We start from the raw sequence: 15,997 nt of genomic DNA, 5'->3' as shown, positions 1-15,997 counted from the left end.
TGACGACGACGTCAGAGATCTTCTCGCCGGGCTGACTGGGGGTCGGCCCGGCGAGAGCCTGCGGCACGTGGCGGCCGACGCGTCGGGCAACCCGTTGTACCTGACCGAACTCGTGGCCGCCCTGTCCCGCGCCCACCGCCTGCGAGAACACGGCGGCGCCGTCGAGGTCGAGGCCGGCCCGATCCCGAAATCCCTCCTCGGGGCGGTCGCCGACCGCCTCGATTTCCTACCCCGCGACGACCGCGCCGTACTGCAGGCCGCCGCGCTGCTGGGGCTGGAGTTCCTGGTCGCCGACCTGGCGATCGTCCAGAACCGCCGCGTGCCGGACCTGGCACGCGCCATCAACCACGCCCGCACCGCGGGCGTACTGGGGGAGACCGATGGAAAGCTATCTTTTCGCCACCCACTGATCCGCGCCGCCCTCTACGACGAGATCCCACTACCCGTCCGAACCGCCTGGCACCGCGACGCGGCCCGCGCACTCGCCGAAGCCGGTGCCCCCGTCCACCGCGTCGCCAGGCAGCTGCTGCGAGCCGTCACCACACCCGGTGTCGATCCGTTCGAGACATCGATGCTCGACTGGCTGGCGGACGCCGCGGCCACCCTCGTCGCACAAACGCCTGGGGACGCGGTCGAACTGCTCCGCGAGGCGTGCCGCCAAGCTCCCGTGACGACCTCGCGGGGAGTTGTCCTCGCGGCCAAGTTGGCGGAGGCGCAGTACCGCTCCGGCGATGCGCTCAATGCGGAGCGCACGGCACGGCGCGCGTTGCCCGCCGCGTCCGACCGGGACCTGCTCGTCGAGCTGCATTGGACGATTGCCCAGAGCCGCGCTTTCGTCGGCCGGTTCGGGGCGTCGCTGGACGCGCTGGGCAGGGCGCTGAAGATTCCCGGCGTCTCACTGCGCCAACGGGCGCGGCTGCTCGTTCTCACGGCTCGGGCACACCGGAACCTCGGCAACGTGTCGGTGGCCGGTGACCTGGCGGCGGAAGCGCTGGCGACGGCGGAAGAAGCCGGTGACACGTGGGCGGTGGCCTGGTCTCTGCACGTCATGATCGTCGTGTCGGTGATGAAGGGCAACGTCGCCGCCGCGCTGCCGTTGTTCGACCGGGCGCTGGACGTGGTGGCGGACGATCCCGCGCTGACCGACCTCAGCATGCTGTTGGAGATCAACAAGGCGGTCGCCCTCGGCGACCTCGACCGTTATGACGAGGCATTCGGCACGGCGAAGCGGGTGCGGCGGATCGCAGACCGGGCAGGCAGCGTGCCACGGCTCGCGCAGGCGCGAAGCGCGATGGCGCAGTTGCTGTTCGAAGCCGGCCGGTGGGACGACGCACGGCGTGAGGCCGAGGCCTTGCCGGACGAGATGAAGGATCCCGGCGCGACCTGCTGCGATCACGGCGTCGCGGCGGTCATCGCGTTCCACCGTGGTGACACCGATTCGGCGCGGTGCCACTTGGACCGGGCGGCGCCCACCGCGGCGCACATCGGCAACCGGGTCGTCTCCGCCATGACACTGGCGCGCAGCCTCCTCCACGAGGTCGCCGACGAAGGCGATCAAGCGTTGGACGTACTCGTGTCATGTCTGGCGGAACGGCCGGAAGAACTGGACGAGGTGGAGGACCTGCTCCCGGAGGCCGCGCGGCTTGGAGCCGAGAGGGGCGCGGTGGATGTCGTCGCTGACGCCGCGGCACGAGCGGCGGGCCTCGCCGGGAGAGCGCCGGTGCCGCATCGACAGGGAAATGCGGCCTACTGTCGTGGCCTGCTCGACCGGAGCACAGCGTTGTTGTTGCTGGCCGCGGACAAGTTCGCCGAGGCCGGGCGGCCGCTGTGCGAGGCGAAGGCACTGGAGGCAGCCGCCGTGCGCTTCGCCGAGGACGGGGACCGGAGGGCGTCCCGGGCCGCGTTCACACGAGCCGACGAGATCTACGACGGGCTTGACGCCGGCTGGGACGTGGCGCGGTTGCGCGCGGCCCTGCGCAAGTACGGGATCCGCAGAGGTTCGCGTGCACGCCACCGGCAGGCCAGCACCGGGCGAGGCAGCCTCACCGACGCCGAGGAACGTGTCCGTGCGGACGGTGGAGTCGCACGTGTCGCACATCCTCGCGAAGCTCGGGATGCGGTCGCGGGTCGACATCGTGCGGGGCGGCGCCCAGCATGTGGACGGCGTTCCCCGGCGCAGCGCCGCTGATTAGGTTCGCGACCATGTTGACCACCCTGCTGACCTTCGCCGGGGTGGCGTGGCTCGCCACGCTCGTGCCCGGGCCGGACACCGTCCGGTCGTTGCGCAGCGCCACGCGACGCCAGGACACACCCGCACCGCGGGGCCGGGCAGGCGGCTACCGCGAAGGGCTGCTGGTCAACGCGCTCAACCCGAAGACCGCGCTCTTCATGTCGGCGTTGCTGCCGTAGTTCGTCACGCCGGACAGCCCGTGGTGGCTGCCCGGCGCGCTCGTCGTGATCACCGCCCTCGTCAGTTTCTCCTGGATGTCGGCCTACGCGGTCCTGTTCGCCACCTTCGGCGACGTGCTGCGGCGGCCGCGGGCCCGGCGCGCGATCGACGGCCTCATGGGCACCGTCCTCATCGGCTTCGGGGTGCTCGCCGCGTCACCGCAGCCCTAGGGGGTCCACGCCGCGCTGACCGCCCACGTCACGTCCGCGTCGTACGACGTCGGGTTGTCGTAGGTGTGCGCACCGCCGTTCGACGACACCCACACCTCCTCCGCGTAGTGGCGGACGTGCGTGCCCAGCTCGTTCAGCGACGCCAGCCGGACACCGCCGCTGCCGGGCTGCGCGCAGAACGTCGCGTCCCGGCGGAACAGGTCCGTGTTCTCGTTCGCCGACAACCGCACCCGGTACGACTGGTGCCGCAGGTAGGAGCCCGGGAAGTTGCGCGACTCCAGGGAGTAGCACGACGGGTCCGCGAGCCCCCTGCGCACGACGAACGTCGCGTCCGCCTTGGTCAGCGCGTCGCTCGCCGACGTCACGACGTCCGTGCGGGCCAGGCCGTCGCGGTGGCGCAGGTAGCGGTCGGTGAAGCCCGGCGTCGTCACCCGGAACGACCGCGCCTGGTCGCGGGGCAGGTCGGCGCCGCTGCGCCACAGCGGGATGGTCGCCGCCCACGTGGTGTCCTGCGCGAACGACGTTGCCGTGTCCCACGGGTTGGGGCCGCCGGAGCGCGCCAGGTACACGGCCTCGTTGTAGTGCCGCACGAACGCGCCCGGGTTGTTGTACGACTCGAGCGCCGCCGCGCCCCAGCCCGCCCGCGGGCAGAACGTCGCGTCACCGGCGAAGCCCGCGGAGCCGTCGGACGCGTCGAGCCGGATGCGGGACGACGCGTGCCGCAGGTACCGGCCGGGGAAGTTCCGCGACTCGAACGACACGCACGACGCGCTCGCGAGCCCCGGCCGCACCCAGTACGTCGCGTCCTGCTTCAGCACGTCGGTGCCGTTGTCGGTGTCCGTGCGGGCCAGGCTGTCCTGGTGGCGCAGGTACCGGTTCGTGTACCCGGGCGTCGTCACGCGCAGCGACGTCAGCTCGCCCTGGTTCACCGACGTGCCCGACGCCGCCGCCAGCACCCGCTGGTTCACCGCCAGGACCCGCGACGCGGTCATCTTCAGTATCCGCCGGTCGTAGGTGTAGAACCCGTTGACCTCGTTCTCCACGTCGTACGGCTCCGTGTACACCGATCCCGAGAGACCACGCGTCTGCACGAACCGCGCGACCTCCGCCGTGATCGTCACGTACCGGGTGGTCAGCGACGCCTCGTCCGGGTACAGGTCGCCGTACGCGAACCCGGCGCCCGGCTGCCACTCGTGGCCCGCGACGCGACGGCCGAGGCCACCGTACTCGCCGAGCACCGCGATCCGCGTCGCGTCCGGGGTCCTGGTGCCGCCCGACATCTGGTAGGCGTGGTCGTCGATCACGTCCCCGTTGGGCGCCATGGGGTCGGACACGCAGCAGTTCGACCCCGAGTTGTGGTTGATCAGGCGCGTCGAGTCGAGCGACCGCACCAGGTCGACGATCCGCGCGTTGTCGTACTCGCCCCAGCCCTCGTTGAACGGCACCCACTGCACGATCGACGTGATGCCCTTGAGCTGGTTGACGATCCGGGTCAGCTCCGACTCGTAGTTGGCGTGTGCGGTGGCGTTGGTGTCGTTGACCGCGTCGAGTGCCGGCATGTCCTGCCACACCATGAGACCGAGCCGGTCCGCCCAGTAGAACCACCGCGCGGGCTCCACCTTGATGTGCTTGCGGACCATGTTGAACCCGAGCGCCTTCTGCCGTTCCAGGTCGAACCGCAGCGCCTCGTCGGTCGGCGCGGTGTAGATGCCGTCCGGCCAGTAGCCCTGGTCGAGCGTGCCGAGCTGGAACACGAACTTGCCGTTCAGCAGCGGCCGCATCACGCCGCCGACCACGGCCTTGCCGAGCGACCGCATGCCGAAGTACCCGGTCACCACGTCCGTGCCCATGGTCACCCGCAGGTCGTACAGGAACGGGTCGCTCGGCGACCACAGTCGCGCGTTGGGCACCGGGATCCGCAGGTGCGCGCCGACGGTGCCGGTCGCGGACCCGACCACCGTGCCGCCGGTCAGTACTTCCGCCCGCACCTGCTGGCCCGCCGAGCCCTGCACGACCAGGTCGAGCACGCCGGCGGGCACGTCCGGGGTGGTGTCGAGCCGCGTGATGTGGTTGGCGGCGACGGGTTCCAGCCACACGGTCTGCCAGATGCCCGACGCGGCCGTGTACCAGATGCCGCTCGGGTTGCGGCGCTGCTTGCCGATGGGGAAACGCTGCCCGTCGACCGGCGAGTGCACGCCGACGATGATCTCGTTGTCCCCGGCGCGCAACGCACCGGTGATGTCGAAGGAGAACGCGTCGTAACCGCCGGTGTGGGTGCCGACCGGGGTGCCGTTCACCCACACGCGTGTCTCCCAGGTGACCGCCCCGAAGTTCAGCTTGACGCGGCGGCCGTTCCACGTGGACGGCACGGTGAACGTGCGGCGGTAGAACATGTTGTCGTGGTGCCGCTGGATACCCGAGAGCGCCGACTCGATCGGGTACGGCACGAGCACGCCCTCCGGCAGCGTCTGCCCGACGGGCGGGGTGCTGATGGACGAGGCGCCCGCGAACTCCCAGACCCCGTTCAGGTTCTGCCATTCCGCACGCACCAGCTGCGGGCGCGGGTACTCCGGCAGCGCGTTGGCAGGGGAGACCTGGCTGGTCCACGGCGTGGTCAGGGGCGGGGTCTTGGGCACCCACACGGCCGCGTCCGCGGCGGGCGCGACCGCGACGACCGTGGTGGCGGCGACCAGGAAACTCGTTGCGGTACTGAGCAAATGTCTCAATCTCATGGCTGCTCCTACTGGGGTGGGCTGTGGATGCGCGTTCGGTTCTGTCGGTGACTGCGACTAGCGTGGAAAACGGGGGACCCCTGGCCCGAGCGAACGGTCAGTTCGCTCGGGATCCACCCGAATGGGTTGTGGACAACGAAGTTCGGCCGCCGCTCAATGTCGGTCCCACCCGGTACGCTGGATCCCGGGGGGCCGGAGGCCGCCGTTGATCGTGCGACGCGGCGGTGAGCGCACCGAGAGCGCTCGCCTGCGTGCGCCAGTCGAACGGGTTGGGGCTGCCGCCCGCCCACCGCTGACCGAGACGGTTCAACGGATCCCGGTCCCGCGACCAGATCGAATCCGCCTGCCGGCGAGCGACATCGCCGTACGCGCCCGTCGCCCGCCCGAGATCGGCGAGATACCGCGAGAACACGCCCTTGAACTGCTTCTGGTTGTCGTCACAGACGGCCGTCCCGACGTCGCATGACTCGGTCAGCACACCGTCCCGGGTCAGGCCGCTGACGCCCGCGTCCGCGAGCCGCCGCGCCGCGTCGAGCAGCGCCGCGTCACCGGTGGCACGCCACGCCTCGACCATGCCGCCGATCGCGAGGCCCTGGTTGTAGGTCCACACGGTCTGCCCGTTGTTGCGGCAGTCCCGGGTGAGCCCGTCGTTCACCAGCCCGGCGGCGTTGATCAGCCCACTGCCGAGGTACCACGCCGCGGCCGTGCGCGTGCGCTGCGACCAGACCGTGTCCCCGGCCGTGCGGTTGTGCACGGCCGCCACCAACCGCAGGTACAAGCCCGCGGTGACGGCGTTCTTGTAGGTGCGTTCCCGGTCCCACCAGACCCCGCCGCCGCACGTTCCGGTGTCCCAGTACCGGTGTACATAATCCGCGATCGTGGTCGCCATGGCGAGATAGCGGGACTCGCGAGTGCGGTCGTAGGCGGCGATCCACGCGAGCCCCCACCACGCGCTGTCGTCGATGGCACGGCTGACGAAGTTGCCCTCGATCGCGTCCGTGCCGCGTTCGCCTGCCGCGAACGTGCCCTTGTTCCGGTCGAAGGTCCGCGCGATCACCCAGTCGTAGCCGCCCTGGTCGATGAGCGCGGTCAACGTGGCCGCCGAGTTCCACCAGCTGCTCGGCCACCAGCCCTGGTACGGGTCGTAGGAGTACATCAGCGCGTCGGCGGCCGCGCCCGCACGGGTCGGCGCGGGCCGGGCCCACGCCGTGCAGCTGCCGTTCTGCCCGGTCACCGCCCGACCGCACGCGCGGACCGCGCCGCCGTACAGCCGCCCGCGCGGGTCGCGGGTGGCGAACATCGTTGTCCTGGCGGCGTTCCCGGTGACCGGCGTGCGGCCGAGCGACGACCCGTCCGGCCAGGTCGCGCCCGCGTCCCACGAGCGATCCAGCCAGATCTCGTCGCCCGGTGCGCCCGCCTCGATGCTTGCCCACGCCATCGCGTTCTGGTCCACGTGAAGGCGAATCACCCGGCCGGACAACGATGTGGGTGGTACCGGCTGCACGTCACCGCTCGCCTGACCGGCATCCGTGCGGTCGCAGTGAACGTCGCACACGGTCGGGTACACCCACTCGGTGCACGTAACCGCGTTCGCATCACCGCACGCACGGATCATCCCGCGCCGGTGGTGCCGCGGGTCGCCGATGTTGTACATCAGCGTGCGGGTGCCGGTCCACGTCGCGGGTATCGTTGCCTTACCAAGCAATCCGTCCCACGTGCGCCCGCCGTCCCACGACCGGTCGAGCCACACCGAGTCCCCAGTGAGGCCGTTGTCGATGCTCCCCCAGACCATACCGTCCACATCGGACACGTGCAGCACCAGCCTGCGCCCGTTGACGTTCCGCTCCGGCACCGGGAAGGTCTCCTGCCCGGCCCGTGACGGGTCGAGCGTGTCGCACGCGAGAAAGCACACGACCGCCGCCGCCTGTGCGGGCGGCACCACGAGCAGACCGGCCGCGAGCACCGCGGCCATCACCAGCGCCCTCACCACAGCCGCCACACGTGGTCGGCGGTCCCGTTGTCGGCGAACTGGACCACCTGCGCCGAGTCCGCGTGGGACATCACGTCGACCCCGAGCACCTTGCCGGAGTTGGCGTTCTGGATTCGCCACAGCCCGTCGAAGTCGGCACGCAACCGCCACAGGTGGTCGCGGGTCCCGTTGTCGCTGAACTGCACGACGAGCGCCGAGTCGGCCGTCGACATGCGGTCGACCGCCAGCACCTTGCCCGAGTGCGCGTTGCGGATGCGGAACCAGCCGTCGGCGTCGGGCAGGAACCGCCACAGGTGGTCGGCCGTGCCGGTGTCGGCGAACTGCACGACCCGTGCGGAGTCCGCGGTGGACATGTCGTCGACCGCCAGGACCTTGGTGGAGTTGAGGTTCTGGATCCGCACGTCGCCGTCGGGAACGATCCGCCACAGGTGGTCGGCGGTGCCGTTGTCGTCGTACTGCACGACGTGCGCGGAGTCGGCGGTGGACATGCGGTCGACGCCGAGCACCCGGCCCGAGTTGCCGTTGCGGAGGCGGAACCAGCCGTCCCCGTTGTCGAGCAGGTCCCACACGTGGTCGGCCGTGCCGTTGTCGGTGAACTGGACGACGTGCGCCGAGTTCGCGGTCGACATGCCGTCGACGCCGAGCACCTTGCCGGAATGCACGCTCGCGACCTTGACCCGGCCGTTGCCGAGGTCGACGAGCCGCCAGAGGTGGTCCGCGGTGCCGTTGTCGGCGAACTGGACGACGTGGGCGGAGTCGGCCGTGGACATGCCGTCGATGGCGAGGACCTTGCCGCTGTTCTTGTTCTGGATGCGGCACGCCGGGCCCGGCGTGCCCCACGTACGCGTGCCGCCGGTGCGCGGGAAGGAGGTGATGCGTAGCCGTGCCGCGCCCATCGGGATCAGCGTGACCCGTTCGACGGGGGTCGTGGTGGCGACCGGGCTGCCCTGCAGCGTGCCGATCACGTTCTCGGGGTCGGCGGTCCAGTCCGGGATCCGCTGCGCGGAGACGGTGATCCGGACCGGCGCGCCGTCGACGGTGAACGGGTCGGTGACGTTCCCGCCGGTGGCCACGGACGGGGCCGGGTCGGCGGTGAGGCCGTAGTTCCACGCGGTGGGGGAGGTGACCTCGAGTTCGGGCCACGCGTCGGTGCCGGCGTACCGGCGCCACTGTTCGTCGAACCGCAGCGAGTAGGTCAGCGGGCCGCGGTCCACCGACACCGCGCCGCTCGGCCAGGTGCGGGTGCGGACGGTCATCGGCAGCGTGAGCACGACGGTGTCGCCGTTCTGCCACGTCCGGTTGACGGTGGTGAAGCCGCGGGTGGTGGTGACCGCGGTGCCGTTGACGGTGAGCCGCGGACTCGCGCACCACCCCGGGATGCGCACGGCGAGCGGGAACGTGGCCGTGCGGTCGAGCGAGAGGCGGAAGGTGATGGTGTCGGAGAACGGGTAGGTGGTGTCCTCGGTGATGGTGACGCGGGCGCCTGCGACGGAGGTGGTGACGGTCGACGGGCCGTAGAGGGCCGCGGCGAGCCCGCCGTCCGTGGTGGCGAGCCACATCTCCTCGACGAAGTACGGCCAGCCCTGGCCGTAGTTGTGCGGGCAGCAGCGGTAGTCGTGCACGGCGGGCTTGTAGGCCTGCATGGCGAAGCCGTTCTGGAACTGCCGCCGCGTCTTGGCGATGTTGTCGAGCCGGACCACGTTCGCGCTGGTGACGTAGTGGGTGACCCGCCCAAGCGGGTCGAGGCTCGCGGGAAGGAGGTTGAAGGCGAGGTCCTCGGTGCGGTCGGCCCACACCGGGTCGCCGGTGAGCCGGACGAGCAGTTCGTGGCTCGCCATGAACTCGACGATCCCGCAGGTCTCGAAGCCCTGGCGGGGGTCGCCGAAGCCGGGACGGGCGTTCTCGTCACCGGCGAACCCGCCACCGGGGAACTGGCCGTAGGTGCCGAGGACGGTGTCGTAGTTGCGGTAGGTGGCGTCGCGGTGCGCCGTGTCGCCGGAGAGCTGCCAGTACTGGGCCGGCTCGCGGAAGCCCTGCGCGATGTTGACGTTGTGCAGGCTGGCGACGCCACCGGTCCAGTTCGCGGACAGCCGGTGGATGCGGTGCACGAGGTCCAGCAACGAGGCGTCGCCGGTCCGGTCGTACAACCACATGACCACGTCGATCGTGTCGCCCCAGCGGGTGTTGCCCCAGCCGTCGGTGAACACGCCGTCCGGCTGCCGGGCGGTGAACTGGAAGAAGCGCGTCAGAAGGGAGTCGATGCGGGTGTCGCCGTGGTACTCGGCCCACGACCGCAGCGCGTGCAGCAGCGGCATGTGCGGCCACAGGTCGGCGTGCCCGTTGAGGCTGGTCCGCAGGCGGGCGGGGCCGAAGAAGCCGTCGGAGGAGGTGGTCGCGAGGACGGCCTCGACCCAGCGTTCGGTGTCGGCGAGGACCCGGGCGTCACCGGTGACGTAGCCGAGGTCGCCGTAGCCGCGCAGCCAGTACGGCAGTTCCTCCCAGCCGTCGCGGTCGGGGTGGACCCAACCGGAGGTGTCGAAGCGGAGGAAGTCGGAGACCTCCTGGTAGCGGCCGCAGAGGCCGGTGAGCTGGCGGTCGAGCTGTGTGGCGAGCCAGCCGCGCGGGCGGACCGCGCCGGGCGGGAGCCGCAGGAAGGCCGGTCTTCGCGGCGCGGCCGCCGCCGTCGCGGTACGGGGGAGCAGGGACGCGCCGACGGCGAGCGCGCCGCCGATCAGCACGGTACGTCGTTGTACTCGCATGGTGGAGCTCCAGGGTGCAGGGGGACCTGGTGCCGTATTCGGTTATGGGGTGGTGCTTTCCCTGACCTCCAAGACGAACGGGATCGCGATGTCCTGGGGCGGGAAGTGCTCGCCGCCGGCGGCGCGGCGGTGGACGAGGTCGACGGCCGCCTTCGCGAGTGCCGCCTTGTCCGGTGCGATGGTGGTGAGCGCGGGCACGCTGTAGGCGCTGTGCTCCGTGTTGTCGAACCCGACGACGGCGACGTCGTGCGGCACGCGCAGCCCACGGTCGTGCGCGGCGCGGATGGCGCCGAGCGCGAGCATGTCGTTGAAGCAGAACACGGCGTCCGGTGGCTCGTGCCGGTCGAGCAGGGCCGCCATGGCTTGCGCCCCGTCCTGGTGGTGGTAGCGCAACGCGGTCGCGACGATCTCGGGCAGCCCGGCCTCGGCGATGGCCTGCCGGTAGCCGGCGAGCCGCTGGGTGGCGGTTCCGCGGGTGGGGTGCTGGCCGATGACGGCGATGCGGGTGCGGCCGAGGTCGATGAGGTGGCGGACGGCCGTGCGGGCGGCGGTGACGTTGTCGATGCCGACGTGGTCGAGGGGGAGCGGCAGGGGGTGCTCTCCGAGGAGCACGACGGGCACGCCGGGAGCGGCGAGGTCGTCGGGCTCGACGGCCTGCGGGCTGACGATCGCCCCGTCGACCATGTGCGGCCCGAGGTCGGCGATGACCTTGCGCTCACGGGCCCGGTCGCCCTGGGTCTGCTCGATCAGCACACTCCAGTCGTGCTCGGCGGCCGCCGCGATGATCCCGCCCGCCAGCTCGCCGAAGTAGGGGATCGACAGCTCGGGCACCACGAGCGCGATGAACCCGGTGCGCCCACGGCGCAGGTTGCGAGCCCCGATGTTGGGCCGGTACCCGGTGGCGACCAGGGCGTCCTCGACGCGCCGCCGGTTCTCCGGCTTCACGAAGGCGTACCCGTTGACCACGTTCGACACCGTCTTGACGGACACCCCGGCGAGCACCGCGACGTCCTTCAAGGTGGCCATGGATGACTTTTACAACGTTGTGCCAACGATGTAAAGGCGTTTGGCGGCCGTTCACCCGGGTAGCCCTGCAACTCACCAGCACCGACTGAGGAGGCGAGAAAGGTGGCGAACACCCCGGTCGAGGACACCCTGTGGGACGAGTTCCACCGGGTGGTGAACATGTCGTCGCGTGAGCTGAGCGAGTGGCTGCGCACGAGGTCGGCGGCCGATCAGACCGAGGAGCTCCCCGACCAGGCAGGCACGGAGACGGGCCAGCACGTCCTCGCGATCCTGGGCAAACGCAAAACGGACCTGAACGACGACGACGTCCGGGTGATGCGCAAGGTGGTGGACCGGATCCACACCGAACGGCGCGACGACCTCGAACCCACCGCGGGCCAGGCCAACTGGCGCCACCGCCTGATGACCATCGGCCACGACCCGCTGAAGGCCTGACGCAAGCCCATCGCGGCGCCGCGTGCCGGGCGCCGTGGGCACGGCAGCGAACGGTCATGGTGCGACCGATGCTGATCGTGACCCTCCGGCGCCCGGCCGCGACTCAGGCGCGGGGGAAGCGCAGGCTCCGCAGGTAGTCGTAGGAGACGTGCGCCGTGCGGACCGGGTCGGGCTGCTGGTCGCGTTCGATCACGAAGTCGTGCGCGCCCAGGCTGCGCAGGTGCGACAGGATCGCCACGAAGTCGACCGTGCCCTCGCCGAGGTCGGTCTCGATGCCCTGGGTCGGCGTGCCGTCCTTGAGGTGGAACAGCGGGAACCGGTCCTGGTGGCGGTCCAGGTAGGCGACCGGGTCGGCGCCCGCGCGGAGGATCCAGTACAGGTCCATCTCGAACGACACCAGGCCGGGGTCGGTCTCCGCGAGCCAGATGTCGAACAGCACCTCGCCGGTCGACGGGTCGGTCGCGAACTCGTTGTCGTGCAGGTGGGCGTACCAGTGCAGGCCGTAGGCGCGTGCCGCCTCGCCCCACCGGTTCATCTCCTCGGCCATGCGCCGGTAGCCGTCCGCGGTCTGCTGCCCGTCCATGTAGGAGACGCCGACGTACTTCTGGCCGAGCGTCACGGCGCGTTCGAGCGTGACCTTCGCCAGGTCGCCGCGGAAGTCGTACGGGTTGTGGTGGCTGCCGATGACCTTCAGGCCGTTGTCGTCGACGATCTTCCTGAACTGCTCCGGGGTGCGGTTGCCGTAGTCGTAGGCTGGCTCGACCTCGGCATATCCCGCGTCGGCGATCATCGCGAGCGTGGCTTCCGGGTCGGCCCTGAGCATGTCGCGCACCGAGTACAGCTGGAAACCGATCTTGCCGGGCGGCACCGGACGCCCGCCGGACGCCGCCGTGGCGGTCCCGGGCAGGGCGAGCGCGGTCAGCCCGACCGCCGCCGCCGTGCCCGCGCCATGGAGAAACCGGCGCCGCGAGGACTTTCGTTCAGATTCAGCCATCTTTTGCACCTCATCGTCAAAAGTACGGGTGCGCCGACTGTAAGCCTTGCTAAGGAACTGGCACAAGAGCCGCTGGCCGCAGGTTGATCATTTCTGACCGCTGAGGGCCTTTACCGCCTCGGGCGACGCTGGTAAGGGTGGAACCACACACAGTCCGCCTCGAATGTCCTTTGTGGACGGACACGTCAATTCTCCTGCGGCGGAAGGAAGTGAGACCGGGTGAGTGACGGCAAGGAGCTGGTCCCGCTCCGCACCGGGTTCGACGTGGTGCTGCGCGGGTACCGGCGGGGTCCGGTCCGCCGGTACGTGCACGCGGTCGAGGAGGAGCTGCGGCTGCTCGCCGCCGACCGCGACGCCAACGCGGAGCTGGCGCAGGCGCTGACCGCGGAGGTCGAGCAGCTGCGCGCGCAGAACGCTTGGCAGGCAGCCAGAATCGACGAGTTGTCCCGCTCCCCGGTCGATCCCGCGGCGGTGCCGGCGCGCCTGCGCAGGATGGTCGAGCTGGCCAAGGAGGAGGCGGCCGAGATCATGGCCCGGGCCAGGGCCGCGGCGGAGAACAGCTGGGCCACGGCCGAAGAGGCGGCGGGCAGGCTGCGTGCCAAGTACGAGGAAGCGCTCAGGGAGATGGACCGCGCCCGCCGCGCGACGGAGGCCGAGCACCGCCAACTGCTGCACCAGGCGGAGGTGGACGCGGCGGTGATGACCACGGAGGCCGACCGCAGGCGCACCGAACTCGACGAGCGCGCCGCCCGCCGCAGGGAACGCGTGGAGGCCGACTTCGAGGTGGCCATGGCCCGCAGGCGCGCGGAGGCCATGCGGGAGATCGCGGAGCAGAAGGTGGCCGCACAACGAGAAGCGGAACGCCTGGTCCAGGAGGCGACGGAGGACGCGGAACGCCGCGTCGCGCTCTCGCACGAGCGGGCAAGTCGCCTGACCCGGGAAGCGGCGGAGACCTCGGACGCGCGCATCGTCGCGGCGAAGGCGGAGGCGACGCGCCGGATCCGGGCGGCAACGACGGAAGCGGACCGATTGCTGTCCGAGGCGCGAGCGAAGGTCGAACGCCTGGTCGAAGCGGCGACGGTGGAGGCCGCGAACCGGGTGACGCTGTCCCGCGAGCGGGCAAGTCAGTTGACCCGGGAAGCGGCGGAAACTTCGGAGGCCCGGATCGTGGCGGCGAAGGCGGAGGCGACACGCCGGGTCCGCGCGGCCACGTCGGAGGCGGAGCAGCTGCTGGCCGGCGCGCGGACGGAGGCGGCCCGCCTGGTCGAGGAAGCGACCGCGGACGCCGAGGGCCGGGTGGCATTGTCGCGAGAGCGGGCGAGCCGGTTGCTCTGCGAGGCGACCGAGGGCTCGGACGCCCGCATCGCCGCCGCGAAGGCCGAGGCCGCCCGCCGCGTGCGCGAGGCAACGGCCGAGGCGGAGCGACTGGTGACGGCCGCCGACGAGGCCGCGGCCAGGCGGAAGGCGGCCGCGGTCGCGGAGGCCGAACGGTTGGTCGGCGAGGCGGCCGAGGAGGCGGCCCGCCGCACGGTGGCGGCAACCGACGAGGTCCAACAGCTGGTCAGCGAGGCACGGGCGGAAGCCGCGGGGTTGGTGGAGGAGGCCGAGCGACTGCTCGTCGAAGCGGACGAGGAGGCCATCCGGCGCAGGGCGGCCGCGGCGGAGAAGGCCGACGAGCTGGTCCGCGAAGCGCAGGCCCAGGCGGCCGAGCTGGGCGAGGAGGCCGAGCGGCTGCTCGGTGAGGCGCGCGCGGAGGCTGTCCGGCTCGGTGAGGAGGCGGAGGGCCTGCTGAGCGAGGCGGCCGCGGAGGCGCACCGGCGGAAGGCGGCTGCGGCCGAGGAGGTCGAGCGGTTGCTCGATCAGGCGCGGGCGGAGGCTGCTCGGCTGGCCGAGGAGGCGGAGGGCCTGCTCGGCGAGGCGGGCGCGGAGGCGCAGTGCCGGAAGGTGGCTGCGGCTGAGGAGGCTGAGCGGCTGCTCGGGGAGGCGCGGGCGGAGGCTGCTCGGCTGGGTGAGGAGGCGGAGGGCCTGCTCGGCGAGGCGGGCGCGGAGGCGCAGCGCCGGAAGGTGGCTGCAGCTGAGGAGGCTGAGCGGCTGCTCGGTGAGGCGCGGGCGGAGGCTGCTCGGCTCGGCGAGGAGGCGGAGGGCCTGCTCGGCGAGGCGGGCGCGGAGGCGCAGCGGCGCAAGGCGGCTGCGGCCGAGGAGGCCGAAAGGCTCGTCAGCGAGGCCGCCGAAGAAGCCGAGCGGCGTGTGACGGCCGCCGACGACGACGCGCACCGGCGGGTCAGTGCCGCCGAGCAGGAGGTTGCTCGGTTGCAGGACCTGCGGGCACGGCTCGCCACCCAGCTGCGCAGCGCGCGCGAGGTGCTGGTCGGCGTCGCGCCGTTGCTGGTGGCCGGGGAGGCGGAGGTGCTCGAGGAACCCGCCGGATCCTCGTCGATACCCCAGCAGCGGTCGACCGTCTAGTCCGGTCGCGGCCGGCACGCCGCCTGGAACCGGGTACGCACCTCGGGTGGCATGTGGCCGGTCAGCGCTGTCATCGTGTGCCACAGGTCGTGTTTCTCGACCGCCAGGACCAGGTCGCTGATCATGTCCGGCTCCGTCAGCGCCGGCAGTCGCAGCACGTGGTGCTTCGCGTCGTCGGTCATCGCGGCTACCGCGGTCAGCAGGGCGGGGACGGCGTCGTCGTCGACGGCGGTGTGGAGGAGTGCGGTGAGGGACGCCTCGTCGACCTTGGCGGCGTGTTCCGCGAGCCTGCCGCGGAGGTCGTCGTCGGTGAGTCTGCCGATCAGGGCCAGGCCGGCGGACGCCAGCTCGCGGGAGCCGGTCAGGGCGTCGTGGACGACGTCGCGGAGCCGGGCGGGTGGCAGCAGCGCGACCGCCCTGGTGAGCTGCTCGCCGGACTCGGCGTAGAAGCCGATGCGCAGCAACGCCTCCGTGGACACCGTCATCGCCACGTCGTGGATGACCGGTTCGGTCGCCGCGTCCAGCAACCTGCCGAGGGTGATGTACTCGCCGCGGTCGATCAGCTCGGTCACCACGTCCAGCACGCGGTCGGCGCGGATCCGCTGGACCAGCGGCGCCGCGCGGCGCGGGTCCAGGTGCACGCACGCCTCGGCCAGGTAGGCCACCGGCATCCGGTCGGCGAGCTGCGCCGCCCGCTCCGGCGGCATCTCCCCGGCCACCCGCGCGGCCAGCAGCGGCGGGAACGCCCGCAACGCGATCCGCACGTTCACCGGCGTCGGCAACACCCGCGTGATCGCGGCGACCCGCTGGAACGCGGCCCGGTGCTCGTCGTACAGGGTCGCCACCACCCGCTCCCGCACCCGCCGGATGTCCTCGTGCGGCAGCACGGCCGCGAACGCCACCCGGTCCGTGGACGTGCCCAGGGCACGCGCCAGCTTCACCAGCTCCGCCCGGGTCGCGAGGTCGGTGCCCACGACCG

At 71.6% G+C, this 15,997-nt stretch carries 11 protein-coding genes; 5 read left to right on the top strand and 6 right to left on the bottom strand.

Going from position 1 to position 15,997, the window contains the following annotated elements; all coding sequences use genetic code 11:
• Positions 1 to 1,667: 1,667 nt before the first annotated feature.
• The 3 genes from ACYQ77_RS27455 to ACYQ77_RS27445 are packed head-to-tail and all read left to right on the top strand — an operon-like array spanning position 1,668 to position 2,619.
• Positions 1,668 to 2,192, top strand: a complete 525-nt coding sequence (locus tag ACYQ77_RS27455) for a LuxR C-terminal-related transcriptional regulator (protein WP_459716468.1) — start codon at positions 1,668 to 1,670, stop codon at positions 2,190 to 2,192.
• Between the two features lie 10 nt (positions 2,193 to 2,202).
• Positions 2,203 to 2,409: a hypothetical protein gene (locus tag ACYQ77_RS27450; RefSeq protein ID WP_459716237.1), complete on the top strand. Its 207-nt coding sequence runs from the start codon at positions 2,203 to 2,205 to the stop codon at positions 2,407 to 2,409.
• Positions 2,410 to 2,454: 45 nt separating this feature from the next.
• Complete coding sequence (locus ACYQ77_RS27445; RefSeq protein ID WP_459716235.1) at positions 2,455 to 2,619, top strand: LysE family transporter; 165 nt, start codon at positions 2,455 to 2,457, stop codon at positions 2,617 to 2,619.
• On the opposite strand, the gene ACYQ77_RS27440 is transcribed toward ACYQ77_RS27445, so the two are convergent.
• The 4 genes from ACYQ77_RS27440 to ACYQ77_RS27425 form a co-directional block, all read right to left on the bottom strand.
• Positions 2,616 to 5,351 carry an AbfB domain-containing protein gene (locus ACYQ77_RS27440; RefSeq protein WP_459716233.1) on the bottom strand — a complete coding sequence of 912 codons (2,736 nt, stop codon included), beginning with the start codon at positions 5,349 to 5,351 and terminating at the stop codon, positions 2,616 to 2,618. The genes ACYQ77_RS27445 and ACYQ77_RS27440 overlap by 4 nt on opposite strands.
• A 97-nt stretch (positions 5,352 to 5,448) precedes the next feature.
• Positions 5,449 to 7,338 carry a glycoside hydrolase family 76 protein gene (locus ACYQ77_RS27435; RefSeq protein WP_459716231.1) on the bottom strand — a complete coding sequence of 630 codons (1,890 nt, stop codon included), beginning with the start codon at positions 7,336 to 7,338 and terminating at the stop codon, positions 5,449 to 5,451.
• Positions 7,335 to 10,100 (bottom strand): RICIN domain-containing protein, encoded by a 2,766-nt coding sequence (locus ACYQ77_RS27430; protein WP_459716229.1) that lies wholly within the window; start codon positions 10,098 to 10,100, stop codon positions 7,335 to 7,337. The genes ACYQ77_RS27435 and ACYQ77_RS27430 overlap by 4 nt, the downstream gene beginning before the upstream one ends.
• Positions 10,101 to 10,142: 42 nt before the next feature.
• A complete protein-coding gene (locus ACYQ77_RS27425; protein ID WP_459716227.1) occupies positions 10,143 to 11,126 on the bottom strand; it encodes a LacI family DNA-binding transcriptional regulator in 984 nt (327 codons plus the stop codon).
• 102 nt (positions 11,127 to 11,228) lie between these two features.
• On the opposite strand from ACYQ77_RS27425, the gene ACYQ77_RS27420 reads away from it, so the two are divergent.
• The gene (locus tag ACYQ77_RS27420; protein ID WP_459716225.1) at positions 11,229 to 11,561 is read left to right on the top strand and encodes a DUF3140 domain-containing protein; all 333 of its coding nucleotides are present in this window, start codon (positions 11,229 to 11,231) and stop codon (positions 11,559 to 11,561) included.
• Between the two features lie 103 nt (positions 11,562 to 11,664).
• Here the strand turns inward: ACYQ77_RS27420 and ACYQ77_RS27415 are convergent, their stop codons facing one another.
• Positions 11,665 to 12,555 carry a sugar phosphate isomerase/epimerase family protein gene (locus ACYQ77_RS27415; protein ID WP_459716223.1) on the bottom strand — a complete coding sequence of 297 codons (891 nt, stop codon included), beginning with the start codon at positions 12,553 to 12,555 and terminating at the stop codon, positions 11,665 to 11,667.
• A 219-nt stretch (positions 12,556 to 12,774) separates the two neighbouring features.
• On the opposite strand from ACYQ77_RS27415, the gene ACYQ77_RS27410 reads away from it, so the two are divergent.
• Positions 12,775 to 15,018: a hypothetical protein gene (locus ACYQ77_RS27410; RefSeq protein ID WP_459716222.1), complete on the top strand. Its 2,244-nt coding sequence runs from the start codon at positions 12,775 to 12,777 to the stop codon at positions 15,016 to 15,018.
• Here the strand turns inward: ACYQ77_RS27410 and ACYQ77_RS27405 are convergent.
• Positions 15,015 to 15,992, bottom strand: coding sequence for a hypothetical protein (locus ACYQ77_RS27405; RefSeq protein ID WP_459716220.1), 978 nt, complete (start codon positions 15,990 to 15,992; stop codon positions 15,015 to 15,017). The two genes, ACYQ77_RS27410 and ACYQ77_RS27405, sit on opposite strands and share 4 nt — an antisense overlap.
• Between the last annotated feature and the right edge of the window lie 5 nt (positions 15,993 to 15,997).

The sequence above is a fragment of the Actinophytocola sp. KF-1 genome (assembly GCF_054661535.1).
Note: the sequence above shows the minus strand (reverse complement) of the source record. Positions and strands in the feature narration are given on the sequence as shown.